The sequence below is a fragment of the Achromobacter sp. Root83 genome, assembly GCF_001428845.1.
In the GTDB taxonomy this organism is placed as follows: Bacteria; Pseudomonadota; Gammaproteobacteria; order Burkholderiales; family Burkholderiaceae_B; genus Achromobacter.
The window spans coordinates 339,937-365,816 of record NZ_LMIU01000001.1; the positions used below are offsets into that span (position 1 = coordinate 339,937).

At 62.9% G+C, this 25,880-nt stretch carries 31 protein-coding genes; 18 read left to right on the forward strand and 13 right to left on the reverse strand.

Annotation, left to right across the window (positions count from 1 at the left end):
• Positions 1 to 487 precede the first annotated feature (487 nt).
• The 9 genes from ASE30_RS01500 (at position 488) to ASE30_RS01520 (ending at position 9,320) form a co-directional block, all read left to right on the forward strand.
• Positions 488 to 1,168: a hypothetical protein gene (locus tag ASE30_RS01500; protein WP_156407501.1), complete on the forward strand. Its 681-nt coding sequence runs from the start codon at positions 488 to 490 to the stop codon at positions 1,166 to 1,168.
• Positions 1,169 to 2,253: 1,085 nt separating this feature from the next.
• The gene (locus ASE30_RS28820) at positions 2,254 to 2,499 is read left to right on the forward strand and encodes a hypothetical protein (RefSeq protein WP_156407502.1); all 246 of its coding nucleotides are present in this window, start codon (positions 2,254 to 2,256) and stop codon (positions 2,497 to 2,499) included.
• 56 nt (positions 2,500 to 2,555) lie between these two features.
• Complete coding sequence (locus ASE30_RS28825; RefSeq protein WP_156407503.1) at positions 2,556 to 2,768, forward strand: hypothetical protein; 213 nt, start codon at positions 2,556 to 2,558, stop codon at positions 2,766 to 2,768.
• 154 nt (positions 2,769 to 2,922) lie between these two features.
• Complete coding sequence (locus ASE30_RS01505; protein WP_057282494.1) at positions 2,923 to 3,405, forward strand: hemagglutinin repeat-containing protein; 483 nt, start codon at positions 2,923 to 2,925, stop codon at positions 3,403 to 3,405.
• Positions 3,406 to 4,607: 1,202 nt separating this feature from the next.
• On the forward strand, positions 4,608 to 4,781 hold the full coding sequence (locus ASE30_RS28830) for a hypothetical protein (RefSeq protein WP_156407504.1): 174 nt from the start codon (positions 4,608 to 4,610) through the stop codon (positions 4,779 to 4,781).
• 88 nt (positions 4,782 to 4,869) lie between these two features.
• Entirely contained in the window at positions 4,870 to 5,517 is a 648-nt protein-coding gene (locus tag ASE30_RS28835; RefSeq protein WP_156407505.1) for a hypothetical protein, read from the forward strand.
• Between the two features lie 58 nt (positions 5,518 to 5,575).
• Positions 5,576 to 5,830 (forward strand): hypothetical protein, encoded by a 255-nt coding sequence (locus ASE30_RS28300; RefSeq protein WP_235515160.1) that lies wholly within the window; start codon positions 5,576 to 5,578, stop codon positions 5,828 to 5,830.
• A gap of 267 nt (positions 5,831 to 6,097) precedes the next feature.
• Positions 6,098 to 7,828 (forward strand): molecular chaperone HscC, encoded by a 1,731-nt coding sequence (locus ASE30_RS01515; RefSeq protein ID WP_057282495.1) that lies wholly within the window; start codon positions 6,098 to 6,100, stop codon positions 7,826 to 7,828.
• A 4-nt stretch (positions 7,829 to 7,832) separates the two neighbouring features.
• Positions 7,833 to 9,320: an energy transducer TonB gene (locus ASE30_RS01520; RefSeq protein ID WP_057282496.1), complete on the forward strand. Its 1,488-nt coding sequence runs from the start codon at positions 7,833 to 7,835 to the stop codon at positions 9,318 to 9,320.
• Between the two features lie 37 nt (positions 9,321 to 9,357).
• On the opposite strand, the gene ASE30_RS01525 is transcribed toward ASE30_RS01520, so the two are convergent.
• The 3 genes from ASE30_RS01525 to ASE30_RS01535 all read right to left on the reverse strand — a co-directional run bounded on the left by ASE30_RS01525 (position 9,358) and on the right by ASE30_RS01535 (position 12,871).
• Positions 9,358 to 10,011 carry a hypothetical protein gene (locus tag ASE30_RS01525; RefSeq protein ID WP_057282497.1) on the reverse strand — a complete coding sequence of 218 codons (654 nt, stop codon included), beginning with the start codon at positions 10,009 to 10,011 and terminating at the stop codon, positions 9,358 to 9,360.
• A 510-nt stretch (positions 10,012 to 10,521) separates the two neighbouring features.
• Positions 10,522 to 12,207 carry an ABC-F family ATP-binding cassette domain-containing protein gene (locus ASE30_RS01530; RefSeq protein ID WP_057282498.1) on the reverse strand — a complete coding sequence of 562 codons (1,686 nt, stop codon included), beginning with the start codon at positions 12,205 to 12,207 and terminating at the stop codon, positions 10,522 to 10,524.
• Between the two features lie 190 nt (positions 12,208 to 12,397).
• Positions 12,398 to 12,871 (reverse strand): Lrp/AsnC family transcriptional regulator, encoded by a 474-nt coding sequence (locus tag ASE30_RS01535; RefSeq protein ID WP_235515161.1) that lies wholly within the window; start codon positions 12,869 to 12,871, stop codon positions 12,398 to 12,400.
• Between the two features lie 108 nt (positions 12,872 to 12,979).
• Here ASE30_RS01535 and ASE30_RS01540 point away from each other — a divergent pair, with 108 nt between their 5' ends.
• Positions 12,980 to 14,470, forward strand: a complete 1,491-nt coding sequence (locus ASE30_RS01540) for an aminotransferase class V-fold PLP-dependent enzyme (RefSeq protein WP_057282500.1) — start codon at positions 12,980 to 12,982, stop codon at positions 14,468 to 14,470.
• Between the two features lie 69 nt (positions 14,471 to 14,539).
• Here ASE30_RS01540 and ASE30_RS01545 read toward each other — a convergent pair whose 3' ends face one another.
• The 3 genes from ASE30_RS01545 to ASE30_RS01555 form a co-directional block, all read right to left on the reverse strand.
• Positions 14,540 to 14,905: a hypothetical protein gene (locus ASE30_RS01545; RefSeq protein ID WP_057282501.1), complete on the reverse strand. Its 366-nt coding sequence runs from the start codon at positions 14,903 to 14,905 to the stop codon at positions 14,540 to 14,542.
• A 98-nt stretch (positions 14,906 to 15,003) separates the two neighbouring features.
• Positions 15,004 to 15,741: an ABC transporter substrate-binding protein gene (locus ASE30_RS01550; RefSeq protein WP_057282502.1), complete on the reverse strand. Its 738-nt coding sequence runs from the start codon at positions 15,739 to 15,741 to the stop codon at positions 15,004 to 15,006.
• An 85-nt stretch (positions 15,742 to 15,826) separates the two neighbouring features.
• On the reverse strand, positions 15,827 to 16,252 hold the full coding sequence (locus ASE30_RS01555; protein WP_057282503.1) for a copper resistance protein NlpE: 426 nt from the start codon (positions 16,250 to 16,252) through the stop codon (positions 15,827 to 15,829).
• A 190-nt stretch (positions 16,253 to 16,442) separates the two neighbouring features.
• On the opposite strand from ASE30_RS01555, the gene ASE30_RS01560 reads away from it, so the two are divergent.
• The 8 genes from ASE30_RS01560 (at position 16,443) to ASE30_RS01595 (ending at position 21,264) form a co-directional block, all read left to right on the forward strand.
• On the forward strand, positions 16,443 to 16,916 hold the full coding sequence (locus ASE30_RS01560; RefSeq protein WP_057282504.1) for an OsmC family protein: 474 nt from the start codon (positions 16,443 to 16,445) through the stop codon (positions 16,914 to 16,916).
• A 107-nt stretch (positions 16,917 to 17,023) separates the two neighbouring features.
• Complete coding sequence (locus ASE30_RS01565) at positions 17,024 to 17,542, forward strand: GNAT family N-acetyltransferase (RefSeq protein WP_057282505.1); 519 nt, start codon at positions 17,024 to 17,026, stop codon at positions 17,540 to 17,542.
• A gap of 74 nt (positions 17,543 to 17,616) precedes the next feature.
• On the forward strand, positions 17,617 to 18,171 hold the full coding sequence (locus ASE30_RS01570) for a cysteine hydrolase family protein (RefSeq protein WP_057282506.1): 555 nt from the start codon (positions 17,617 to 17,619) through the stop codon (positions 18,169 to 18,171).
• Positions 18,171 to 18,395, forward strand: coding sequence for a DUF3820 family protein (locus tag ASE30_RS01575; protein ID WP_057282507.1), 225 nt, complete (start codon positions 18,171 to 18,173; stop codon positions 18,393 to 18,395). Before ASE30_RS01570 ends, ASE30_RS01575 begins: the two co-directional genes overlap by 1 nt.
• Before the next feature lie 154 nt (positions 18,396 to 18,549).
• Positions 18,550 to 18,879, forward strand: coding sequence for a hypothetical protein (locus tag ASE30_RS01580; protein ID WP_057282508.1), 330 nt, complete (start codon positions 18,550 to 18,552; stop codon positions 18,877 to 18,879).
• 91 nt (positions 18,880 to 18,970) lie between these two features.
• Positions 18,971 to 20,224 carry an Hsp70 family protein gene (locus ASE30_RS01585; RefSeq protein WP_057282509.1) on the forward strand — a complete coding sequence of 418 codons (1,254 nt, stop codon included), beginning with the start codon at positions 18,971 to 18,973 and terminating at the stop codon, positions 20,222 to 20,224.
• Positions 20,225 to 20,315: 91 nt separating this feature from the next.
• The gene (locus tag ASE30_RS01590) at positions 20,316 to 20,903 is read left to right on the forward strand and encodes an NUDIX domain-containing protein (protein WP_057282510.1); all 588 of its coding nucleotides are present in this window, start codon (positions 20,316 to 20,318) and stop codon (positions 20,901 to 20,903) included.
• A gap of 28 nt (positions 20,904 to 20,931) precedes the next feature.
• Positions 20,932 to 21,264 carry a 2Fe-2S iron-sulfur cluster-binding protein gene (locus tag ASE30_RS01595; RefSeq protein WP_057282511.1) on the forward strand — a complete coding sequence of 111 codons (333 nt, stop codon included), beginning with the start codon at positions 20,932 to 20,934 and terminating at the stop codon, positions 21,262 to 21,264.
• On the opposite strand, the gene ASE30_RS01600 is transcribed toward ASE30_RS01595, so the two are convergent.
• The 7 genes from ASE30_RS01600 to ASE30_RS01630 form a co-directional block, all read right to left on the reverse strand.
• Positions 21,245 to 21,664 (reverse strand): hypothetical protein, encoded by a 420-nt coding sequence (locus ASE30_RS01600; RefSeq protein ID WP_235515162.1) that lies wholly within the window; start codon positions 21,662 to 21,664, stop codon positions 21,245 to 21,247. The genes ASE30_RS01595 and ASE30_RS01600 overlap by 20 nt on opposite strands.
• Positions 21,665 to 21,671: 7 nt before the next feature.
• Positions 21,672 to 22,373 carry a thioredoxin family protein gene (locus ASE30_RS01605; protein ID WP_057282512.1) on the reverse strand — a complete coding sequence of 234 codons (702 nt, stop codon included), beginning with the start codon at positions 22,371 to 22,373 and terminating at the stop codon, positions 21,672 to 21,674.
• Between the two features lie 59 nt (positions 22,374 to 22,432).
• Complete coding sequence (locus ASE30_RS01610) at positions 22,433 to 22,894, reverse strand: SRPBCC domain-containing protein (RefSeq protein ID WP_057282513.1); 462 nt, start codon at positions 22,892 to 22,894, stop codon at positions 22,433 to 22,435.
• Positions 22,783 to 23,232 (reverse strand): helix-turn-helix transcriptional regulator, encoded by a 450-nt coding sequence (locus ASE30_RS01615; RefSeq protein ID WP_057282514.1) that lies wholly within the window; start codon positions 23,230 to 23,232, stop codon positions 22,783 to 22,785. The genes ASE30_RS01610 and ASE30_RS01615 overlap by 112 nt, the downstream gene beginning before the upstream one ends.
• Positions 23,233 to 23,332: 100 nt before the next feature.
• Positions 23,333 to 24,445 carry a hypothetical protein gene (locus tag ASE30_RS01620; protein WP_369819293.1) on the reverse strand — a complete coding sequence of 371 codons (1,113 nt, stop codon included), beginning with the start codon at positions 24,443 to 24,445 and terminating at the stop codon, positions 23,333 to 23,335.
• Between the two features lie 101 nt (positions 24,446 to 24,546).
• A complete protein-coding gene (locus tag ASE30_RS01625) occupies positions 24,547 to 25,275 on the reverse strand; it encodes a helix-turn-helix domain-containing protein (protein WP_057282516.1) in 729 nt (242 codons plus the stop codon).
• Between the two features lie 98 nt (positions 25,276 to 25,373).
• The gene (locus tag ASE30_RS01630) at positions 25,374 to 25,808 is read right to left on the reverse strand and encodes a gamma-glutamylcyclotransferase family protein (protein WP_057282517.1); all 435 of its coding nucleotides are present in this window, start codon (positions 25,806 to 25,808) and stop codon (positions 25,374 to 25,376) included.
• Positions 25,809 to 25,880: the final 72 nt, after the last annotated feature.

Consider the following 25,880-nt stretch of genomic DNA (forward strand, 5'->3'; position numbering starts at 1 on the left):
TTTCACATGGAAAATTCATGGTAATTGTCTCTCCAATTTGTGCGGCCGCAGTTACCCTGCTTTTGAAGCGTTGATAAATAAAATGGCCTAATCTGAAATAGTCATGAATACTGGAGTGGGGATAATATTAATAGGTTTGGAATCGATGTTTATTTCGTGGGTGATATTTGGAAAAAAGGAGTGTGAAACTAGACGGGATAAATTTATTTTTTGGTTGAAGTCAACCTTGGTGGCGACCGTAGTTTTAATGATTTGGTTGTGGCACTGCAATCCCGATTTGGGTGTTTATTATGCTGCATTGATTTCTTTTTGTTGTGGGGGGTTTATGAACTTATGCCGATCATATGTAGGTCTAATGATCCCGTAGGTGGATTGAAATTAAGGTGTCAGGTCGCATTTTCTGCGATCAGGGAATGTGTGATATTAACTCGGCTACTTTGAGAGGGCGCGTGATTGCGGGGTTCGAATTCAATCAAATTGGACGGTTATGTTCCAGTTAAAAATAACGGCCGTCCTGGTGGCTCTGCTGCTCTCTTCAGGCTGCTCATTCATTACCGGCTCACCGCCCAAGGCGTTGTCAAGGAATCCCGAGCCACAGGAAATGATCAGCCCTGTGCTCATCTACACCTCCAATTGCGATTTCCAAAAGAAGATCGACGGCATTGGCCTCATAGGCGCCCGAACCGCCTATCCAGCGGCTTATGCCGGAGAGGCAGTATGTAAAGCGTTGAATGCCGAACTTCCGGGCGCGATGGATGCGGTTGGCGTCAAGGCAAAATTCAAGCTGCGCGAAGTAGATCCCAAGACCGCCAGACCGTTGACTATGAAAGAGGACGCTCGGGCCGTTGGCGCCAAGTACGTGATTGCATTGGGTGAACCCGGTGGATTTGACGGCTATCAGCAGTACGGACCTTCCGTGGGGCTTCATATCCGTCTTTATGACGCAGAGTCAGGCGAATACCGCGGATGGGCTGAAGTGGAGCATCCGATTTCGTTGCGCGATTTTTCCAATCGGGGACCAGCGGCGGCGGGGCAACGGATAGGGGCCGATATCGCGAATACGCTGGCTCGGACGATGCTGAAACGCTGCACTGAAGCGTATCCCTATCAATGCGCCAAGGTTGGGACATTTCGCCTGGCAGAGCCAAGGGACGCGTACGGAAGGTGAGCGGTTGCTGCGGTTGGGCGAAAATTCGCTTATCGATGTAGCTGCCTAAATCATGCTGTATTTCTGGCGATGTCGCTGCTTGGGCTACGTTGGCTGGGAATGCGGTCGTTGCTACAGGAGCAACCCCAGTTGGCGGGGTAAGCAGCATATTCGAACAGTTGGTGCGGCCAAATTGGAGAAAAGAAATGGCCGGCAGGACCAAGATACCGTCTTGGTCGTCAACTGGTCGGACGTAGTCAGGTCGGCAGCGCGAACGGTTTTGAGGGTGCCAAAGCACGGATGCACCAGCTTTCTAATAGCCGTGCCCAGCGTGGCCATTCTGCTCTTGCCCGCCCGCACCAGGCGCGCATAAAGGGCGCGGATATGGGGGCGACGGATGATAACGATGGCGGCCATGTAAAACATGGCACGCACCCCAGAAGGGCCAGTCTTTGACAGGTGCGCGCGGCCATTGAGGCTGTTGCCTGACTGAAGGAGCACGGCACTAGGCCCCAGGCGACTCGGGCCGCTGAAAACGCCGCGTACATATCCAGCATTTCCGGCGATATCGCTGCTTAGGCTACGTTGGCCGGAAATCCGGTCGTGGCTACAGGCGCAACCGCAGTTGGCGGGGTGAGCAGTCTATTCGAACAGTTGGTGCGGCCAAATCGGAGGTGGGTCTTGCTGGGGCTTCGGGGATTGGTGGGGCAATTGGCGAAAACGGCGTAAAAGGAGGGGCGGAAAAAACGAAGCCAATAATGTGGCCGGCAGCAATGCGCGCTTCGATGCTCAGGACTTTAATGGCGAAATGCTCGGGGCAAGAGGGTGCAGACGTCCAGTACGACCCTGTGCAAGGGGGCAGGGAGTGAGCGCATTGACGTTGAGAATCCTAACCCCGGAGTAAGAGCAGGGCAGATTCACTATCAAGGTAATGAGGGAAAAAATACTATTATGACCCGAATCAGAACGTCTTCTTTGATAGCGAAAATGATGTTCTAGCTCCGAAATCCGTTCAAAAATTACTGGATAATGAGTCTTTCTCTCGTGCTGTTGAGAAGGCTCTTTATGGATACTTGGGGGGTAAGGTGATATTTTTGAATAAAAGTATGAAGAGTCGCGTGCTTGGCGAATTGGCAGGGATGGCGGATTACCCTCCTTTGCCGGTGGGTTTGAAGAACATTGTTGATGATGGATTCATAAAAAAAAGTGAGTGCTATTTTTTTAAAAGCTTTATGTTCGATGGAACGAAATTGACTGTGGATCTCGTGCGACAGAGGTTGGGGATTTTGTTGGGTATGAGATTTCAAAAAACACGATACACATTGATGACTTTGCGAGCGCGCGAAGCCTGAGTGTAGGACTGGCATTCTGCCGAGAGTTCTCAAAACGTTGGGCCGCATGGATTCAGATGCCTTGCAAACTAGTTCTTGCGGCAAAAGAAGACGAATTTGGTGAGAATACGACCTTCAGGTTCTATGTGCCAAGAGTAGGTGAAGAATATATGGACTTTGCAAATATAAATGGTTTGGACGAAGCTATTATGGCTGCCGATGTGCTGCCCGGAAGTGATATCGATATTTTGAGTTCTGAAAGAATCTTCATCCTCGCAGGATCGCAATAGGTCAAGTTGGCTAACTAAAATTTCTCGAACAGGCAATAATCGTTTCAACTTCGGATGGGTTTTACTCCCTAAGGGACAGCCCAGCGCTTCTCGGTCCCGATAACTATTCAGTACCTCGCTGCAGACGGAATTCCACGAGATCAAGCAGACCGGGTTGACCCCTACCGCCAGCACTCCCATCGTCGATGCCGCACAGACCGGCGGGCGCATGGGGGACGCGGCGGGCAAGACGGACAACGCCGTCATGAAGGGCTTGGCCGGCGCAACGATGGCGCTGGCTGCGGTCAACGCGTACGACGCCGTGCAAAGTGCGGCAAACGCCAAAGACGCCACACAGATCGACAAGGTCGGCGGCGTCAGCATCAAGCTCAGCCGGGGCACCAGCAAGAGCAGCAGCACCACCGACCGCAATGCGTCCAACGCTTTCGGCTCGACCATCGCCGCCGGCAATGACCTGACGATCGTCGCGCAAGGGGCGGGTAAGGACTCGGACATCACTGTCACGGGCAGCATCAAAAATAGACTTTGTCAGCTGCACATATACGGAGTCCGGCGTCCAAGATTAGGTGCTCGCTTGACTGGCGTATCGATAAATATCTCAGACAATATGCTCGGGCGCTTCCTCCTTGGTCAATAGCGAGGCTGCGGGCCTGGCTCCTAATATGACACTACTAGGCCATTTTCATCAGGCTATGCAAGCGGTCGATAATGCTGCCTTAGTATCGACTTGGGCTGGTAAGGCTGCGGCTAACGCGACGTTGACGGGCAAATCTCAGGTAGTAGCCGGAGCTTCCTCAGTAGGATTGGCTGCAAGTTTATTCGAACAAATGGTTCGACCAAACTACAATAATGTGACAAATGACTCGTTGGTTGATGGCGTTGTTGGACTCGCATCCGCTCGTGTTCCCATACTATCTCCCCTATATACAGGGACAGGGGATTAGGTTAAGAGTAATAATTATTTTGGTTATCCAGTTTTTAAATACATACTTATATGTTAATTAAAAATAGAAATTTCCATCCTGTTGTTCGGTTTGTCCTTGTTGTGGGCGGGATTGGGATTGCCTACCTGGGGTCATGGCTGGCATCTTACTGGGTAGGGCTTCTTGGGGTAGTGATTTGCGGCATTGGTGGATACGCTTCTAGAGCTAGTGCCGTCGGGATAAACCCGTTCCAAGAAAGTGGAAAAAAAATAAACACAGATAAATATGACCGGCTCTGAGAATTTCGTATCACTGGCTATTTGAAAGAAATAGCTTCCAACGAGAGAAGGAAGCGAGATGAAGAAGGCAAGGTACAACGAAAAGCAGAGTGTGCGGACATTGCGCGAGGCCGACCGAGATGCGGTGGCCGAAGTGGCTAACCGGCATAGCGTGAGCGAGTAGAGCATCTATGGCTGGGGCAAGCGGTTCGGGGAGTTTGACGTGGACGAGGTGCGCCGGCTCAAGGCAGCCGAGACCGAGAACGCGCGGCTGCGCAAGTTGCGGGGCGAGCGGGACCTGGAGATCGAGGTGATGAAGGAGGTCAATCGCCGAAAGTCGTGAGCGTACAGGTTCGGCAGAAGCGGGCCCGTCTGGCTTGCTGCTGGGGGTGTCCTAGCGCCGGGCCTGTACGCTGTATGAGGTGTCCCGTTCGGGGTTGCATATGAGCCAATTAAGGCGAGCACGGACGCGCCGGTGGTGGCAAAGATGAAAGCGCTCTTGGCCCAGTATCCGCGGCATGGTTATCGCGGGATTAGCATATTTCTGGCCCGGGAGGGGCAGACGATGAGCATGTTCCGAGTGTGGCGGGGGGGACGTGGCGGGGCTGCAAGTGCCCCGTAAACGGCCTCGGCGCCGCATGGCAGCCAACAGTATGCTGCAAATGGTCTCGGGGGACGAGACCAACAAACTTGGAGCCGTAGAAAAGGACCAGCGAGTCAACCTGCTCGTTTCGATCCTAGCGCGCATCGCCGGCACACTCTCTCCGGAGCAAGCGGCGACGATCGCGACCGTGGTTCGCCTCGAAGCGTAAAACAGCACGCTCAAGGATCATACACAGGTTCATTCGCCAAGTTTGACGATAAAGTCAACGAACTGGCGGCATGTGTTGGCGACAGATCATGTCAGACTGCTGCGGGCCATTTCGAGGGGTGGATCAATGTAATGATGAACAAGATCTGCCCGCGTGCGGAAGCGATACGGCTTACATACAAAACAAGCTGCTCGAGCGCGATGTCTACGTAGCTGGACTCACGACATCCACCAGTCGATTAAGTGATCCATTAATAGCTGGAATGGATTTGCTGGATTCGCGCAATCTGGGCGGAACCTATGATTGGCTGCAACTGAAGGATGCTCTTGTGCGCTTTCAGTCGGGAGCACCCGACTACACGAGTGAAGTGGATCGTGTTGTAGTTGAGTCTATGCTGTTGTCGCCTGTAGTATTTGCGGCGGTGAAGGGATTGTCTCCGCTGGATAGTGACGGTGGCGGAGGCACAGGGCCGAAAAAGCCGGGAAATACGGGAGGCGGGCAGAACGTAAACGGAATATTGTTGACGGAAGCCAGGGCAACTAAAATATTCGGTTCTCGAGAAGGACATGTCATGGATACACCGGAAAATCGAGAATTATGGCTGGTGTCGCGAATTATCCTTCATCGGTCATGGGTCCAGATAAATTCGGTTCAACGTGGTCAGCAAAAATTCAGTCAGATGGTTCTCAAGTTTGGGTTCAAACTCGAAATGGGCAGATATGGAACGGGGGGGTGAATAAGGTTCCTTTGTCATGCAATCCGGAAACGGGTCTTGCCGCGATAAATAAACCAAGATGGAAATAATGGAAGCGCAAACGCTGAATATTGAGCAAGCATATCGTGCGATGTTTTATTTTTTGGAAAAGGAATATGAAAGAACCAAGGCGGACGAGATAGGAGGTTTGCTTAGTTTCTTAGCTTGGGAAACGACGGGTGGGCACGGACCGGCAGATCCCGGAGCGTGGGAGGATTGGGAGGTGGCAGTCACAGCGGCGTTGGCGATAGCAGACAACGCTGCCCCTAATCGCACTATTTCTGATTTGCCTTAAAAATTAATCTGAAATTCGTCCTGCATAAAAAAATTTCGCCAGAAAACTGACATCCGCATTTACGCTCGATATTATCTAGTATCCGGAAATAGAGCCGTGAGTAAATAAGTTGTCAGGCTAAGCCAGCCCGGATTTTCCGAACAGCTCCATTAGGCAAACTCACACCCCTACATTTCTCCCGTCTTCACCCGTAAACCATAGATTGATGGTGTGTTCTGCGGCACCCCGTACAGCCCGCAGTCCCGGAATAGAAACGGACCTCCTCGCATGATTATCGGTATCGACCTTGGCACGACGAACAGCCTGGTTGCGGTGTGGCAGGACGGCAAATCGCGACTTGTGCCTAATCCCTTGGGTAGCTACCTGACGCCGTCGTGCGTCAGTTTGGATGAGGACGGCAGCGTGCTGGTGGGCGAGGCGGCGCGCGAACGCCTTCAGACCCATCCCGAGCGTACGGCCGCGCTGTTCAAGCGGCATATGGGCAGCGACAAGTCGTTCGCGCTGGGCGGGAAGGACTTCCGGGCGGAAGAGCTGTCGTCATTGGTGCTGCGCGCCCTGAAAGCGGACGCTGAGGCGATGTTGGGACATGCGGTCACTGAGGCCGTGATCAGCGTGCCTGCGTATTTTTCCGATGGGCAGCGCAAGGCCACGCGAGACGCGGGGGAACTGGCCGGCCTGAAGGTGGAGCGCCTGGTCAACGAGCCGACCGCCGCGGCCTTGGCTTACGGTCTTCATCAAAGCGAGGACGAAACCCAGTTCCTGGTTTTCGACCTGGGCGGCGGCACGTTCGATGTGTCGGTGCTGGAACTGTTTGAAGGCGTGATGGAGGTGCGCGCCACCGCCGGCGATAATTTCCTGGGCGGGGAAGATTTCGTCACCGAGATTGTCCAGAAATTCTTCGATACCCACGCGCTTCCGGCCGCGGTGCGTGAAGATCGGCGCTTCATGCAGCAGCTATTGGCGCAGGCCGAGAGCGCCAAACGGCAGTTGTCGGCGCAGCCGGAAGCGCGCATGGCTGTGCGCTGGCAGGACGAGGAATACGCGCTGGAACTGAGCCAGGAGCTGTTTGCACAATTGAGCGCGCCGTTGCTGGCGCGCTTGCGCATGCCGGTGGAACGTTCGCTGCGGGACGCGAACATCAAGAGTGCGGATATCGCGACAGTGGTGTTGGCCGGTGGCGCCACGCGCATGCCGCTGGTGCGCCAACTGGTTACGCGTATGTTCGGCCGTTTTCCCAATGCGGAGATGGATCCGGATCTGGTCGTGGCGGCGGGCGCCGCGGTGATGGCGGGCCTGAAGATGAAAGACCAGGCCCTTGAAGAGATCGTCATGACCGACGTGTGTCCGTACACGCTCGGGATCAGCACGGTTCGCACCCTGGGGGCCGGCCAGCATCTGCCGGGTCAGTTTTCCCCGATTATCGAACGCAATACCATCGTGCCGGTCAGCCGGCAGGAAACCTACTTCCCGGTCGAGGACGGCCAGAGCGAGGTCGAGCTGCAGATCTATCAGGGCGAGTCGCGCCTGGTGCGCGACAACATTCTGCTTGGCACCTTGCGGGTGCCGCTGCCCCGCGGCGCGCGCGCAGAGTCCGCGTTCGACGTGCGCTTCACCTACGACGTGAACGGTCTGCTGGAGGTCGAGGCCGTGCTGCAGCGCGGCGGGCCCGCGCAGCGAACGGTAATCCAGGGCGGCGGCGCGCAGATGAGCGACGCGGATATTCAGCGCCGCCTGGCGGAGTTGGCCGAGCTGAAGATCCATCCACGGGAACACGCGGTCAACCGGTTGCTGCTCGCGCAGGCCGAACGCGTCTATCAAATGACGCGCGGCGGCGACCGCGAGATACTTGCTGGTGAAATACTGCTGTTCGAGCGGGCGTTGGCGACGCAGGAAGAGCGAACCGTCGCGCGCGGCCGCGAGCAGCTGCGGCGCGTGGTTGACATCCTGGAGCGGGCTGCCGTGTTTGCACCGGGCTTCGAGCCCGCGGACGGGGAGTAGATCCTTGCTCGCAGCCAGTTTTGCCATACTGGGCATCGGGCCCACCAACGACCAGAAGAGTATTCGCCGGGCTTATGCGGCGGCGCTCAAGCGCATAGACCAGGCCGCCGACCCGGAGGGCTTCGCCGCGCTGCGCGGCGCCTACGAGCATGCGCGTGCATGGGCCGAGCATCAGCTCGAAGGCGATGCGGAGCCCGACTATGGGCTAGCGGGCAACGAGCGGCCGCCAGCCCCGCCCGTGCAGGTCCGCCCGGACATCATCCCGCCTCCAAGACCTGCTGCGCCGGAGACATCGTCATTCGATGCGCCTCCAGACGGGGAACAGGAGAGGGCGGGGTATGAGCCGGCCAGAGGACAGGCGCCGCAAGAGCGGAGTACGGAAGCTCCGGAGACCGATCGCCGCGCGGATCCGCCGCTGCGCTCACGTGAGGACCTGGACGAGGGCGTTGCCTATTGGACGCACCGTCTCATGCACACACCCGACGCGGATCTCGCGCAGTCGCTGGCCGTCGCGTTGGCGGACGAGCGCCTGGGGCATCTGGAGGCCCGGGAGGTCCTGGCCCATAGCCTTGCCCGGGCCCTGCGTGAACAGTCCGATGGCCGCCTCGCGCTTTTCAATATCGCCCGCCGCGCGTTCGACTGGAACGGCCTCAATGCGCCTGTTCCGCATGATCCGGCGCTGTCCGGCTGGGTGCGCATGGTGCTGGATCAGATTGAACGATACAGCCACTTGCCCTTGCCGCTGCGGGTGCGCCTGGACGCCGTGGTGATGTTGGCGCGCCGGCGATCAGCGCCCAATCCGGTTCAGGCCTTCTGGAACGGACAGAACTTTGAACTGCTGCTGCAGCACGCGCCGGATCTGGCGGTTCTGGATTTGGGGCAGGACCGTATCCGGACGTGGCGCGAAAAAGCCAGACGCTTTGCGCGCGCCTGGGACTGGCTTCGGTGGCTGTCCGTCCATTGGGCGAAGCTTGCGATCGCGGCTTTTTGCTTGGTGGGGCTGGTTTCAATGTTCCAGGACTTCCGCGACGGAACCACTTACAAGATAGAGCAGCCGAGCCGAGCGTCGCTTGTCGATGGCCGGGTGACGTTGCAGGCTCAGCGGGTGGCGGCTAATCCTGAGCCCTGCGCACAGCGAGGCATGCAGGCGCCGCCATTAGGCTGTCCGACGCTGGGGGTAGGCCACACGGCGCCGGATTTGTGGCCCACGGCTACGCCTAAGATTCCGGTCATCACGGCGCAGCCCACTCTCCTCTATCCGAAAGACGCCAGAGTGCGGACGGTTAAAAACACGGTCTGGGTGCGAGTGATGCTGGACGCGCAGGGCAAGGTTCTACGCAAGGCGGTCATGTTCTCGTCGGGCAACAGAACGCTGGATCAGGCTGCCGTTGACGCGGCGGGCAGTGTGCGCATGATGCCGGCGTTGCAGGATGACATTGCTGTTCCGGGTCAGTCGGTGCTCGTCTTTGACTATCAATTGGAGGCACCGTGATGGCTAGACGCGTGCAAGCGTCAGGGGTCTGCTCGCCCTAGCATTGGTCGCAAGTTTGACCGCGGCCCATGCGCTCCAGGATCTCTTTGCCGGTGGGGTCGGGTAGCCACCATCCCTGCACACGGATTGATTGGTTCACAATTTCAGCGGATTCCAGGATTGGGTGCTTCATCTTCAAGATCGGTGCGTCTTCCGCATAGTTGTCATGGATTGACGCGACTTCCAGGAAGCGGCTGGCGTCAAATCGTCCCAAATAGGTGACCTGTCCGGCAATGACTTCGAATTCGATTGGCTGCCTGTATCCCTCCGACACTTTGATACGCCTGCCATAATCCAGGGCCCAGCCGGTGACCTGGTACTTTCCGGGCGGAAGCTGAAGAGCGAAGGTGCTACCCACGCCCTTGGGAACCTTGGGGGGTTGATTGGTAATTGCAGGCTTTCTGCCACCTCCACCGCTTTCAAGCATGATCCGCTCGTCATCGAAGGCTTTGAGATAGAAGAAGGCGCCATGCGGGGTGAAAACTGCGCGCTCGAATACTGTCCCGACGACTATTCCTTTTGCCGGATTCACTTCAGTCACGGCGTATTTGTTTGATCTCTGCCCCGCCGTTGTGCATCCCGCCAGGATGGCGACCGCTAGGACCGCGGCTGCCAGGCGTTGGGCCCGGCCAGTGAAATAGGACTTCCGCATAGGGCCTCCTTGCCTGCGATGGGAAAATAGGGGAACGGATTCTGTCAGGATCGGATGCTGCCCCAACGTTCCGGGGGGCCTGTCCTGACGTGACACAGGTGCCTCTGGGCGCGACAACGTCAGCTTTCAGAGCCTGCCTCTCGGCACTAATAGGGCCGCGCGTATTGCCGAAGCTGTGCGACAGTGGGCGAGGCGGCCGGCATGCCAAGATTGTTCTCCTGCGTCCCTATAGAACGGCAACTGCGCGGAAATCTAAAACGATAAATGAGCTCCACCTGCTTTATTTCTCCGACCAAGTCGCTGCTACTTCCTGTGGCTGCCAGATCGGTCCGGTGAAGCAGCCTGATGTTTCCTCGCCAATAGCTGCAATTTACGCAGGCTTGCTTGAAGACCATAAAGCTGCGCATGAGGAACGGAGCGCAAGGCTCAGCGCCTGGGGCGAGCCGTCTATGCCGGGATCTTCCGCCTCCCGGATCCAGCTGAAGCGAAGTAGTGCGTCACGGCGGCCAATTATTCAAATTGGTCGCCCGCCGCATGCTGGGCCATCCGCCACCCCAGTGCATTCCAAGACAATGCATGGGTGGGCGAGATCTCCTCCAGAAACCGCGCATCATGCGACACCACCACCACCGCACCCGGAAACCCCGCCAGCGCCTCCTCCAGCGCCTGCGCTGACGCGATATCCAGGTGATTCGTCGGCTCATCCAGCAACAGCAACTGCGCCGGTTCCTTGCGCCACAGCGCGCACGCCAATGCGGCCTTGATCCGCTCCCCACCGCTCAATGTCGCAGCGGGCGCGTTGACCAATGCAGGGCCCAGGCCCAGCAGCGCCAATCGGCTGCGCATTTCGCCGTCGGGCAATGCGGCGCCCAGCGCGTGCAGCGTTTCCAGCAGGGATTTGTCGTCCGGGATGCCGGACGCCCGCTGGTCCAGCATGGCTGTCGGTACGCGGACGTCGCAGGTGCCTGCGCTGGGCATCACGTCCCCCGACAGCATCGACAGTAGCGTGCTTTTGCCGCATCCATTCGGCCCCCGGATAGCAAGCCGAAACGGGCCGGATAGCGTCAGCGTCAGGGGTGGAGCCTCCAAGGGGTAGGGCGGTATCGCGTCTTGCAGGTGCAGGACGCACCGGCCCTGCGGTATGGCGGTGTCGGGCAGCGCCAGGGCGACGGCGCTTGCGGGAAGGATCCGGGCGGCGGCTTGCTTGACGGCGTCGTCCAGGGCAGTGCTGGCCTGCTGGCGGCGCAGGCGTTCGCGGCCGGCGTGGCCCTCGGCGTTGGCTTTTTTCATACCCAGCAGGATCGCCGCCTGGTTCGTGTCCCGGGCCTGGCGCGCATTGCGCGCGTTGCGCTGTTGCTGGCTATCGTGCTGCTGGCGCAGTGCGCGCAGGCCGGCGGCGCGTTCGTTGCGGGCGTGTTCCAGGGCAGCTTGCGCAGCGGCGCCTTGCAGGTCGCGCTGGGCGCGATAGGTGCTGTAGTTGCCGGGGTGGCCAGTGAGCGCGCCGCGTTCCAGTTCGACGATGTGGGACATCGCGTCAAGCAAGGTCCTGTCGTGGCTGACGACGATCAGGCTGCCGCGCCAGGCGCGGATCTGTTCCATGAGCCAGGCGCGGGCGCGCGCGTCCAGGTGGTTGCTGGGTTCGTCCAGCAGCAGGGCATCGGGGCGATGCAGCAGGACGCCGGCGAGCGCGACGCGGGTTAGTTCCCCGCCGCTGGCGCCGGCGGCGGGGTGGTCGGGCGACCACGCGGGCAGGGCCGCGCCGGCAAGCATGCGGGCCCAGTCGTCGCGGATGCGCCAGTGGCCGTCCGCCAGGTCGAAGTCGGTCTGGCGCGTGCTTCCGGCTTCGATGCGGGACAAGGCGTGCAGGATGGGCGCGATGCCGGCGACGTCTGCCAGTGTGGTGTCGGGAGTTTGGGGCAGGGACTGGGGGACGTAGGCGATGCGGCCGTGGCGATGGATGCGGCCGGATTGCGTGGCCAGTTCTCCGTGCGCCAGGCGCAGCAACAGGGACTTGCCCGCGCCGTTGCGGCCGATCAGGCCGTGGCGGGCGGTAATGAAGTCGTGGCTGACATCGTCGAGCAAGAGGCGGCCGTCGGGCAGCGCATGGCTGACGTGGCGCAGGCTGAGGAAAACAGCCGTGTCCTGTGGCTGAGGGGGCGTGTGCGCCGCTGCGGGCGCGCGGGAAGACTGGGCCATATGAAGCTCTCCGGAGGCGATGAGACGCGTTGCGCGTGGCGCAAGCGGTGATCAAAGGGGGGAGGGCTTAGAGAATCATGGCCGGTCGGGGCTCCGCGTTGAGGATGAATGGTGGATTCGAACGATACGGCGGCAGGAAAGTTCCCGGCGCGCGGATCGCTGGGTGTTGCAGAAGGCGGCTTGAAGCGCCTCAGTCCTCCAGCAGCCGAAGATCCGGCGGCCGGTTTTCAATAATCGCTTCCATGCTGAAGAACCCCGTCACCGTCGACAGTTCAAAATCCGTGATCAGCTTCTGATAGAAGCGGTCGTACCCCGCCATGCCGCGGCAGACCACCTTGATCAGGTAGTCCCAGTCTCCGCCGATGCGATAGAACTCCGTCACCTCCGGCAGGCGCTCCACGTGCTGGCGAAACCCATCTGCCCAGGCCTTCGCGTGGTGGCTGGTTCGGATCATCACAAATACCGTCAGATCCAGCCCCAGCGCAACCAGGCTGACCTCGGCCCGCGTGCCCCGGATGATGCCGCAGGCGTTCAGGCGTTGAAGCCTGCGCCAGCACGCGTTTTGCGACAGGCCGACACGGTCCGCAAGTTCGCGCTGGGACAGCGTGCCGTCTTTTTGCAGGCAGGAGATGATGCTTAGATCAAGTTTGTCTATTTTTTCCATTGATTCGATCATATGACCCGTTTTAATGAGCTAATAGCAAAAAAACGGTGATGTTTCATCCGGGCTTCCATCGTATGATATTTGCGAATAGTTCGGAACACACACGCCATGAATACGTTTACCGCCGCGGCTCCGGTACTGGCCTCGGCCACGCCCTTGCAGCAATTCCAAGACAGCCTGAAAGCGCCGGATATCGTCACGGCGCTCGCCGAAGGACTGATAGGGAAGGATGCCTGCATAGACGGACCATTTGGCGCCAAGCCTCTGGTCTACGCCGACTACGTCGCGTCCGGCAGGGCGCTGATGCAGGTGGAACGCTTTGTTCTTGAACAAGTGCTTCCGTATTACGCCAACTCGCATACCGAGGCCTCCTATTGCGGGGGCTTCATCACGCGTCTGCGCCGGGAGGCGCGCGCCGCGATCGCGCGGTGTTGCGGCGCTGGCGACGAGCACGCCGTGATCTTCGCGGGGTCCGGCGCAACCGCGGGTATCAACCGGCTGGTGCATCTTTTTGGCGTGGACGCGGCGCTTGCCGCGGGCAGGCAGGTTCGCGTGGTGATTGGTCCCTACGAACATCATTCGAACATTCTGCCGTGGCGCGAATGCGGCGCCGAGATCATTGAATTGGAAGAAAGCCCCGAAGGCGGGCCCAATCTGGTTCAACTGGCCGCCGCGCTGAAGGCGCCGGCAGATACGCTGGTGATCTGTGCGCTGTCCGCGGCCTCGAATGTGACCGGCATTGTCGCGGATGTTCCCGCCATTACCCGGCTGGTCAATAGCGCGGGCGCGAAGATGTTGTGGGACTATGCCGGCGGCGCGCCGTATCTGCCGGTGGCGATGTCGCCGGCAGCCGATGCGCGGATCGACGCCATCGTGTTCTCGCCGCACAAATTCATTGGCGGCCCCGGCGCATCGGGCGTGCTGATCGTGCGCCGCGATGCGGTTGTCGCTACCACCCCAACGTGGCCTGGCGGCGGGACCGTCAAGTTCGTTTCTCCCGCTGGCCACGACTACAGCAGCAGCCTGGAATCCAGGGAGGAAGCGGGCACGCCCAATGTCGTCGGTGACATCCGCGCGGCGTTGGCTCTGCTGGTGAAGGAAGCCTTGGGCGCGGACTTCATGGAACAGCGCAATGCGCACTTTGTTCAGCGCGCGTTTGCGGCGTGGCAAGGCGCGGAAGGACTTGAACTGCTGGGTTCCGCGACAGCCAAGCGCCTGCCGATCTTCTCGTTCCGCGTGCGTGACGGCAAGGGCGGTTTTGTGCACCAGCAACTGGTGACCCGCATGTTGAGCGACCGGTTCGGCATCCAGGCCCGCGGCGGTTGCGCATGCGCAGGGCCCTACGTCCACCGCCTGCTGGACATCGACGATGCCCGATCGCTGCAGATGCGTCAGGCCATTCTTGAGGGCCGCGAGATCGAAAAGCCCGGCTTCGTCAGGCTGAACTTCAGTGTGCTGCTGCCGGATGCCAAGGCGGATTTCATCCTGGAATCGGTGCTTGCGCTGGCGGCGGACGCCACCGGTTTCGAACACCTGTACGGCTTCGATCCAAGCCGCGCCATTTTCTCCCCGCACGGCGCGGACAAGAAAGCCGCCTGAGGCGTCAAACGCGGGGGCCGGGCACCGTCAGGGCCTGGTTTGTCCAGCCCCCGCGTGCCATCCCGCCGCTCAATCCTTCATGTGCAGGCCGCAGGTCCGGATCCACGACGCCTTCATGCCGGTGAGGTCCTCCGACGCGTCGGTCAACGTGCGCACGACCTGATCCGAAAACTGCACGCCCTTGCGCCGGCAGGCTTCGAAGTCATCGCTGAGCGCAAAGCGCGCGTCCAGCAGATCCAGGCGGCCCTGGCACAGTTCGCGGTTCAACTGCAGTTCATTGGCGGCCTCACGGGTGCGCTGGACGTCCTGCGCGCGCTTGATGCGAGCCAGCGAGGCGTCGACCTGGGCGACGCAGTCTTCGGCGTGCGCCGGCGCGCTGGCGCAAGCGGCGATGATCAAAAGGGCGGCGAAGGGCCGGTGCGGTGTTGCTGCCATGCGGAGAAGCCTTGGTAATGCATTGGGAACGGCTTGCATCATAACTGCCGCGAAATCGGCCCGGGCGCGCGGCCCTGGATGATCAGCCACTAAGCAAGTCAAGCTTCCAGCGGCGCCACGGCGGCGCCCTGGATCTTGTGGCGCGCCAGCGCTTCGGCGACAAAGCCGGATTTTTTCATGGCTTCGACAAAGGCGGACAGGTAGGCGCCGGCCTTGTCGCCGCGGCTCTTGGGCACGCCCATGGCCTGGCGGATGAGCATGAAGTGGCCGTCCAGCAGGCGTAGCCCCCCCAGGCGTTTCGCATCGGCTTCCAACTGCTGCTTCACGCCCGCGGCTACCTCCATGTTCTCTTGCAGGAAGGTGTCGACGACGGCGGGCGAGGAGGGGGCCCGGAAGATCTCGGCTTGCTTGAGTTCGCGCGTCAGGTACAGGTCATAGGCGCTGCCCTTGCCGACCACCACGCGCAGCCCCTTGCGGTCGACGTCGTCGATGCTGGCGACCGGCGAGTCCTGGCGCACCAGATAGGCGCCTTCGATGACGACATAGGGCGCGGTGAAGGCGATCTGCTCTCCGCGCAGCGGGTCGATGGCGAAGAAGCCCACGTCGGCCTGTTCGGCCGCGACCGCGTTCACGGATTCGGCCGCGGTCTTCCATACGACGAGTTCCAGCTTGACGTCCAGGCGGCGCGCGAGTTCCGCGGCCAGATCCACCGACACGCCGCCCGGCTGGCCGGTGGCGGGGTCGGTGTTGGCCAGAATGGGGTTGCCCAGGTTGATGGACGCGCGCAGCGCGCCGGTCGGGGCGAAAGCGGAGAGCAGCTCGTGATCGGTCTTCATGGCTTCCTTTCTTGAGGGAGCGCCGCGCCGCAGGGCACGGACGGTTCCGAAAGAATAGCCGCAAGCGCCGGCGCCGCGCGATGCCTTATTGCGCGCGGCGCAGAATGTAGTGCGACGCCATCGGGCCGGTGGGGCGCGTGCCGTCCCGGTACAGCATGGTCACCTGGTTCTCGCCGACGAACCATCGCTGGCTGTCGCCCGCTGCGTCCAGCCGGATGGTGCTGCCGTCGGACTCCCAACTGAAGGTGCCCTCCACGATCTCGGGCTGCGGCTGGCGGTCCACGTACTGGGTCAGCTTTTCGTAGCGACCGTCCTTCATCAGCGTCAGGCGGGTGCGGATGCCGGGGCAGTCCGCGCAGGGCAGGGTGCCTTCGTAGCTGCCCGGCCAGTCGAGCGAGTTGCGCGAGGTGTGGCCGTCGATGGGCACGGACCGGGCGGTGATGGGCTTGGAAGGCGCGCAGCCCGCCAGCAGGGCAAGCGTCAGGGCGCAGGTCAGGGTGGTTTTCATCATGGCGAGCTCCTGTGGGGCAGACAGACAGCGTTCACGATACGGACAGTAACGGGCGCATGCTGAAACTGGATGTAAAGCCCTGGGCGATCCGGCGGGGCTATCTTGCCCGGCCGCGCCTGCGCTAAGCTCGGCGTTTTCGTGCCGGCGCGGCGATGGGCGCTGCCGCCGCATCTGGACAGGGGCGATCAGCATGAAGGGCGAACACCACTACGACGTGACGGTGGACTGGACCGGCAATACCGGCAGCGGCACGTCCAGCTATGCGGCGTATTCCCGCGACCACCTGATCCAGGCGGCGGGCAAGCCGGATGTGCCGGGTTCCTCCGATCCGGCATTTCGCGGGGATCCGGCGCGCTGGAATCCCGAAGACATGCTGGTGGCGTCGCTGTCCGCCTGCCACAAGCTCTGGTATCTGCATTTTTGCGCCGTCGAAGGCGTGACGGTGGAGGCGTACCGGGATGAGGCGCAGGGCGTCATGGTCGAAGACCGCGAGCGGGGCGGTGCGTTTTCGCAGGTCACGCTGCGGCCCCACGTCACCATCCGCGCCGGCGGCGACGCCGCGCTGGCCCAGGCGCTGCACGAGCGCGCGCATCATTTCTGCTTCATCGCGAATTCCGTGAACTTCCCGGTGCGGTGCGAGCCCCGCATCATTACCGCTGCCTGAGCCTCGCCGCCGGGCCGGCATTCCGCCGCCGCCATTCACCCGAACGACCGATGCCAACGACATTTCCCGATTGGGCTCAAGACCTTCCCGACCTTGGCGTGCCGGGTATGCGCTTGCGCGCCCTGCGCGAGGACGACGCAGCCGGCTGGTATGCCTATCTGTGCCAGGAAAACGTGACCCGCCACACGAGCTGGCGGCTGGACGGCCCGGGCGACCTGACCGATCTGCTCCGGGCCTATGCGCAGCCCGAGCTTTCGCACAGCATGCGCCTGGCCATCGCCGGCCCGGGCGACCGGCTGGCGGGCACGATCGGGTTGAACGAGATCGCGCTGGCGCACCGGCGCGCCGAAATCGCCTACGACATCGCCCCTGAGTACTGGCGGCAGGGGCTGGCCACGAAGGCCTGCGCCGTCGTCAGCGACTGGGCTTTGCGGATCCTGGGTTTTGCGCGCATCCAGGCCACGGTGCTGGATTCCAACGTGGCTTCGGCGGGCGTGCTGGAGCGCTGCGGCTATCAGCGCGAAGGGCTGCTGCACGCGTATCGCGTCGTGCGCGGCGAGCCGCGTCACTTCTGGATCTATGCGCGGATCTGGCCGCCTCCCATCGTGGGGGCGGAATGCGGCTGACGGCGGGCGCGCACGGCGTGCGGGCCGGCCGGGTTTGCCGGTAGACTCGCTGCTCTCAGCCTAACGGGAACCCCATGACTTCCGCCTTGCTTGTGATCGACGTCCAGCGCGCGCTGTTTGAAACATCGCCGCCGCCCTTTGACGCCGCCGCCGTCCTGACCCGCATCAATGCGCTGGCCGATCGCGCCCGGGCGGCCGGCGCGCCGGTCATCTACGTGCAGCACGAAAGCCCGGGCACGATGATGGCGCATGGCGGATCCGGCTGGGACCTGGACACGCGCCTGACGCCGGCCGAAGGAGACATCCGGATCCGCAAGACCACGCCCGATTCCTTTCTGCGCACCGGGCTGGCGCAGGTGCTGGCCGACGCCGGCGCGACGCAGCTCGTGGTGTGCGGCTACGCCACCGAATTCTGCGTGGACACCACGGTGCGGCGCGCGGCGGGGCTGGGCCTGCCCGTCACGCTGGCCGCCGATGCCCACACCACGCACGACAAGCCCCATGCCAGCGGCGCACGGATCCGGGACCACCACAACGCTACGCTGCCGGCCATTTCCAGCTTCGGCGTCAAGATCGCCGCCGTGCCCGCGGCGGAAATCTACGCCTGCGGCCAGGCGCACGAATCCTGATGGATCCTGAACTGCTTTCCCTGCTGGTGACCCGTGAAATGCCCTTTGGCAAGTACAAGGGGCGGCTGATAGCCGACCTACCCGGGCGGTATCTGGCGTGGTTCGCGCGCGAGGGCTTTCCGCCCGGCGAACTGGGGCGCCTGCTGGCCTTGATGCATGAACTGGACCACAACGGCCTGTCTACGCTGCTGGATCCGTTGCGCAAGTCCCGCAAGGCCCCCTAGGCGCCCCGCGCGAAACGGCGGGAAACAACTGGTCCGGATTGTGTAGCGTCTTGGCACGGCCGCCGGCGGCGGCTAAGGCTACGATAGTGCGGCGCGTTCCGGCGCGGGCCATCGGCTTCGCGGTCGCCCGCTTGCTCATCGAAGAGAGGTTGCCATGCATAAACACCACGTCTCCGCATTCCTGCTTGCCGCCCTGTGCGCGGCCGGCGCCGCCCAGGCGCAGAACGCCGCGCCTCCCGGGCAGGAAATGCAGTTTCCCAGTACCCGCTCCAAGGACGGCAGCCTCTCGCCGCCTTCGACGCTGCGCATGACGGTCTCGCCCGAAGCCGGGTCGCGGCCCGTCGCGGTCGAGGATTCCCCAGAAAGCCGGGCGCAGTTTGTCCGCTGCCGCCAGGTATCTGACCGCGCGGCCGTGGACAATGCCCAGATGCAGGCCGGTTTGGCGCAATGCCTGAAGGAACTGGAGCAGCGCCGTCAACAATAGGGCGCAGGCCGGGGAGGGGGCTGGATTACATGCGGGCGGAGCCGAAGCGAGTACACTTGTCCGCCGTTTTGCTTTCAGCCCAGAATTCTCCATGATTTCCACCGCATGCGGCGTCGACTTCGGCACTTCCAACTCCACCGTAGGCTGGAGCCGCCCCGACCAGCGCGCGCTCCTCGCCTTGGAAGACGGCAAGACCACCTTGCCGTCGGCCATCTTCTTTCATGACGAGGACGCCGAGGTCAGCTATGGCCGCGCGGCCATCTCCGACTATCTGGCGGGCTACGACGGGCGCTTGATGCGTTCGATGAAAAGCTTGCTGGGCAGTTCGCTGATCGACGGCTCGACGGAAATCCAGGGCCGTTCGATTCCGTTCCGCGTGTTGCTGACGCGCTTCATCGGGGAATTGAAGCAGCGCGCCGAGCAGGCCGCTGGCCGCGGTTTCACGCGCGCCGTGCTGGGCCGGCCGGTGTTCTTCGTGGATGACAACCCTGCCGCCGACCAGACGGCCCAGGACACACTGGGCGAGATCGCGCGCAGCGTGGGGTTCACCGATATCGAATTCCAGTTCGAGCCCCTGGCCGCCGCCTTCGACTACGAATCCCAGATCGACCGCGAAGAGCTGGTGCTGGTCATCGACATCGGCGGCGGCACGTCGGACTTCTCTCTGATCCGCCTGGGGCCGGGGCGGGCCGCCAAGCCGGACCGCAGGGACGACATTCTTGCCTATGGCGGGGTGCATATCGGCGGCGTGGATTTCGACAAGCAATTGAGCCTGGGGCATGTCATGCCGCTGCTCGGCCTGGGCAGCCAGCTACGCAGCGGCAAGGACGTGCCGTCGACGCAGTACGGCAACCTGGCCTGCTGGCACACCATCAACCAGGCCTACACGCGCAAGGCCGCCGAGCACTTCGCCTATATCCGCGCCGAAGCCGGCGACCGCGAGAAAATCGACCTTCTGCTCAACCTGGTCAAGGAACGCGCGGGTCACTGGGTGGCGGTGCAGGTGGAAGAGGCCAAGATCGCCCTGTCCGAGGCGCCTGCCGCGCGCATCGACCTGTCGCGCGTCGCGCCCGAGCTGGGCGTGGAAGTGACGCGCCCCTCGTTCGACGCCTGCGTGGGCCGCCTGATCGAAAAAGTCGAAGCGACCGTGGGCCAACTGCTGCGCGACGCCGGTGTGGCGACGGCGGATGTGGACACGGTGTTCTTCACCGGCGGCTCCAGCCGCGTGCCGCGTCTGCGCGAAACCGTGTCGGCGCTGGTGCCGACCGCGCGCAGTGTGGAAGGCGACCTCTTCGGCAGCATCGGCGCGGGCCTGGCGCTGGACGCGGTGCGCAAGTTCGGCTGAGCGGGCCGGATCCCGGCGGGGCAATGGTAAGCTGCAATGCGTGCCCGAGGCGGCCCGCCGCCTGTCCGTTTCAACAGATCAAGACGCCCTCATGACCCGCCCCATCGATTCCCATCTTGTCGAAACGCTGGTAACCAGCGAAGCGTCGTACGACGGCAGCTTCCTGAAGATCCGCCGCGATACCGTCAGCTTGCCCAACGGCAACACCGGCATCCGTGAATACGTGGTGCATCCGGGCGCCGTGGTGGTGATTCCGCTGCTGGATGACGGCCGGGTCTTGCTGGAACGGCAGTTCCGCTATCCCATCGGCCGCGTCATGACCGAGTTTCCCGCCGGCAAGCTCGATCCGGGCGAAGATCCGCTGGTCTGCGCCAAGCGCGAGCTGCTTGAAGAAACGGGCTACACCGCCGACCAATGGGCGCATGCCGGGGGGCTGCACCTGGCCATCGCCTATTCCACCGAAATCATCCACATCTTCTTCGCGCGCGGCCTGCGCGCGGGGCCGCGCCAGCTCGATCAGGACGAATTTCTGGACGTGATCAGCGCGCAGCCCGCCGACCTGATAGACGCATGCAGCAAGGGCGAAGTCACCGACGCCAAGACGCTGACCTGCGTGCTATGGATGCAGAACGTGCTGTCCGGCGCCTGGAAGCTGGACTGGCGGAACAACGCCGCCTGAGGCGGCTTGCGCAAGCCCGCGTCAGGCCATGCCCGCGTATCCCGTTCTTGTCCAGCCATCCGGTCTGCGCTTTGACGCCGAGACCGGCACGCCGCTGCTGCTGGCGGCGCAAACGGCGGGCATCAAGCTGCCCAGTTCCTGCCGCAACGGCACCTGCCGCGCCTGCATGTGCCTGATGCTGGAAGGCTCGGTGGTGTATGGGATCGAATGGCCGGGGTTGTCGCGCGACGAAAAGGAAGAAGGCTGGATCCTGCCCTGCGTGGCGCAGGCCGTATCCCCGCTGGAAATCCAGGCGCCGCACGCGGCGCCCATCGACACCACCCCCGCGCCGGTTCGTCCGCTTACCGGAGCCAGACGCTAAGCGCGTGCCCGGGCAGGAGCGCGGCTGCCATGCCTGCCGCCATGCCAAGCACCATGCCGCCGAAGGGCGGCGCGTCCACCGAAAGCGCCGCGGCGATGCCCAGCCGCGCGCCCAGGATCATGCCGACGGCCATCAGCACGGCGCAGATCGCGCGCGCCGCCAGAGGCGGCGCCGCGCCTTGCGTTCGGGGCCACGGCAGCAGGGCCGCCAGCGCCATCGCGGCACTGCTAACAGGCATCAGCGTTGCATGCCGCCACGCCAGTTCCGCCAGGCTGCCCGGTGCGCCGCATCCGCTGACCAGCAGCGCGGCCGGAATGCGCCAGGCGTCGACCAGCAGGCCGGCGGCCATGGCCGCCGTGCAGGCCAGCCATAGGCCCGCCGTGCCGGCCGCGGACGGCAAGCAACGCCTAGCCGTGGCCGGGGCAGGCTTTTCGGGCCTCGACGTCGTAACGGTCATGGTGGCGCACCCAGTCGCCCAGGTCGAAGTGGGGGCCGTTCTCGTTGCGGCCCAGCGGAGCAAGGTCCAGGTAGTTGTAGGCGCCCGCCAGACGTTCCACCCCGCGCTCGAAGGTCGAGTAGGTGTGGAAGATCTCGCCATCGGGATCGCGGAAGAACGCGCTTGCGCCCGGCCGTTCCTCGACGTCTCCGTCGGCCTTGGGCAAGGAAGCGCACAGGTCGAAGTTGAAGTCGCAGCCCTCGGACGAGTACCAATCGAAGTTCCAGCCCATGCGCTGTTTGAACGCGGCCAGCTTGGGATAAGGCGCGCGCGACACGGCGACCACGGAAATGTCATGGTGGCGCAAATGCATCAGGGCGCCCTCCAGGTGGTCGGCCAGGAACGAACAACCCACGCAGCCTTCCTCCCAGTCGGGACTGAACATGAAGTGATAGAGGATGAGCTGGCGCTTGCCCTGGAACAGGTCGGCCAGGCCGTGCGGGCCGCTGGCGTCCAGGAACTGGTAGGCCTTGTCCACCTTGACCCAGGGCAGGGCCAGGCGCTCGCGCGCCAGCGCGTCCTGGGCATGGGTCAGCGCTTTTTCGCGGCTCAGCAGGGCCTCGCGCGCGGCGTTCCATTGGTGGCGGGATACGACAGGGTGATCGGTTTGCATCGTACGACTCCTTGGCGTGGCGGGCCTGGCGGCCCGGACAGGGCGCGAACGGCCGCGATTCAGGCCAGACCCGCCAGATGATCCGCAAGCCGGTCCATCGCGCCCGACCAGCCATGTTCATGGCCGTCTCGCGTGGCTTGATCGACGAACGGGGTCTGCAGGAAGGCAAGGTCGGTGCCGGTGCCCGCAGCGGTGAATTCAAGGGTGATCAGGGAGGTCTCTTCGGGCGTGTCGCGCCAGGCCCACGTGAAGACGAGCCGGCGCTGCGGCTCCACTTCCTGGTAGCGTCCGCTGGCATAGTGTTCCCGCCCGTCCTCGGTTGCGAAGCCGATGTGGTAGGCGCCGCCCGCGCGTACGTCCGTTTCGGCCAGCAGCACGCGCCGGGTTCCGGCCGGGCCGAACCAGCGCGTCAGCGCTTGCGGGTCCGTCCAGGCGCGCCAGACGCGTTCGACGGGGGCGTCGAAGCGTCGCTGGAGCCGGAGTTGGATGGGGGCGTCGGAGGTGGGGTTTCGGTCTGCCATGGGTGGATTTCCTCTTCGTGATAGAGATACCGTGCCAGCGAATCGAGTTGCCCGTTCCAGAACCTTTCATAGCGGGCAAGCCAATCGGACGCGGCGCGCATGGGTTCGGGCGACAGCGTGCAGTTCACGACCCGCCCGTCCTTGGCCCGGGCGATCAGGCCGGCGTCTTCCAGCACCCGCAGGTGCTTCATGAAGGCGGGCAGGGACATGGCGTGGGGCCGGGCCAGCGTGCTGACAGACGCGGCGCCCTGCTCCAGGTCGGCCAGCACCCGGCGCCGCGTGCCATCCGCCAGCGCCGAAAAAATGCCATCGAGTGTGTCGTCGTTAAAGTTAACCATAAGGTTAAGTTTTAGGCCGCAACTCCTGCCATGTCAAGATGGAGGAATCGGGAATTTCCCTAGGGGGCGAACGAAGCGCGCGCGGCGGCGGCCGCCGCGCTTACTTGCCGCGCGGCTTGATGATGTCGCAGGCCGCGGCCCCCTCGCTGGCCTGCGCGCCATCGCCCAGCAGGGCGCGCACGCCGCAGATCGATCCGAACATGCGCTTGCTGTCGTGCCCCACGCCGCCCACTTCGAAGCTGGCATGGCGCAGGACGACGGGCTTGGCGCCGCGCGCGGCCAGTACGTGCTCGTACTGCACATAGCCCGTGCCGCGGGCCAGGCGGGTGGCGCCCTGGGCCTCGGCGCCGCAGGCCTTGTCCAGCAGGCGGTGTTCCGGGTTGTTGTCGGCGCCGCCCAGCAGGTAGATGACGTCGCGCGCCGCGTAGCGCACGAAGAGCCTGGAATCGTCCGTTTCCCGGGCGTACGCGGGCAGCTTGTCCGTGCCGTACTTGTATTGGTTGTAAGTGGGGCAGATGCCGCGTTCGTAGGGCGCATAGCCCTTGCCGTCGGCGCGCGGCCGTTCGTTCGTCAGGTACAGGTACGAGGACGGGTTGGCGATGACGTAGCGCAGCGCCAGCCCGTCGCGGCGCAGCAGGCCGTCGATGTTGTTCAGCACCGCGTAGCGATGCACGAGCTGCGCGCCGGCGGAATGCCCCGCCAGCACGATGCCGGCCAGGGAGGCCAGGCGCTTGCGGTCGTCCAGGCTGCGCAGCAGGTCGTCGAGCACCTGGAAAGAACTTACCGGCGCGGGCCGGCCCGCCGCCTGGATGCTGTCTTCGCCGTCTTCCCAACTGGCCTTGCGCCAGGCCGCCATGCCGCCGAAGCCCGAGTCGATCGATCCCGGAAAGCGCGGCGCCAGGATCAGCGTGTCGCGTGCCCGGCCGGCGTTGCCGGCCACCAGGGCGGCGGCGGTTTCGTAATAGTGGTCGGCATCGCGCTTGACGCCGTGGACGACGATGAGCACCTGCTTGATGGTGCGCAGATCGTCCTTGGCCAGGTCGCGGTTGGCGTAGACCGGCATCTTGTACCGGTGCCCGGGCTTGCCGAGCTCGACCGTCTGCCAGCGCAGGGGCGCCGCGCGCTTGGGCGAGGGCTCGGCTTCATCGTAGTTGTAGGGATCGGGCAGCGGTGTCTGGGCGTGCGCGCCCAGGGGCGTCAGCATGGCCGTCATGGCCAGTGGCGCCGCCAGGCGGCGCGCCACGCGCAGCGCGCAGGCACGCCATGCCTGGGACGAAGCGGTTGCAGACGCGCGGCGCATGGCGCGGCTGCCGTTCAGCAGCTCTCGTGTCCCAGCAGTTGCTTCAACGCGGGCAGGTCCAGGATGCGGACCTCGCGCTGGTTGATCTTGATCAGGCCGTCGCGGGCAAAGCGCGAAAACAGCCGGCTGACCGTTTCGAGCGTCAGGCCCAGGTAGTTGCCGATTTCTTCGCGGCTCATGCGCAGCACGAACTCGGTGGACGAATAGCCCAGCGAGGCATAGCGCTGCGACAGGTTCAGCAGGAAGGCCGCCAGGCGCTGCTCGGAGCGCATCGAACCCAGCGACGCCAGCATCTGGTGCGAACGGGTGATCTCGCGGCTCATGAGGCGGCGGAATTGCTGCTGCAGCGACGGCAGGTGCGACGCCACGCGGTCGACTTCGTTCAGGCGGATGACGCAGACTTCGGAGTCTTCCAGCGCCACGGCCGCCGACACGTGCTTGCCGTCAAGCATGCCGTCCATGCCGACGATTTCTCCCGGCAGGTGAAAGCCGGTGATCTGGATCTGGCCGGTCGCGTCTTCAAGCTGAGTCTTGAGGCTGCCGAAGCGCACGCCATACACGGCGTCCAGCGGGTGATCCAGCGAATACAGCGTCTTGCCTTTTTCAAGGCGGACACGCTCTTTCACCAGCTCGTCCAGCTTTTCGACTTCCGCGGCAGCCATGCCCACGGGAACGCAGACGTGGCCCAGCATGCATGTGGAACAGTGGGCGGCATCAGGGGCAATGGGGACCCGTTTTTGCATACGATGACCTTTAGAGTTCCCATTGCACGGCAAAGGGCCGGAATGGGTGCAACGCGTGAGACAGGCGTCTATTGTAGTCCGTTGTTACTACGGGTGTCTTACCGGCCGCCGGGCGTTGTCCGCGCGAGACGGTGGACGATCCAGTCGTCGCCGGCGATGTCGATGGCCGCGGCCCGCAGCGCGGGGTCGATGGGATAGTACTGGCAGGTCAGCAAACCGCCCTGTCCGGGGGCTTCCAGCCGGGCCCGGACCGTCCTGCGCACGAAGCAGCAGGGCGTTCCGGGCTGATATTCCTCGATCTCGTCCATCAGCGCGATCAGCGCCGGATCCACCCGGAAAACGTCGCCCCGCACGCGCCTGCCGTCGTCCACCGGAATCAGGCCCGGCCAGTCGCCAAAGTCCACCAGCATGCCCGGTACGCTGGCCGGTCCCACATGGCGGGCCGCGGGCAGGCCCCGGGCGGCGGCGGCCCGGGCCAGATCGTTGATTTCGCCGGCCCGTAGGGTGCCGTAGACAAATGCGTATATGCTCATCGTTCAGGTTGCCGATGCACGTCGAAGAAGACCATGAGGCGCGCGGGGTGTTGAAATTTCCCCGCCCGGCCA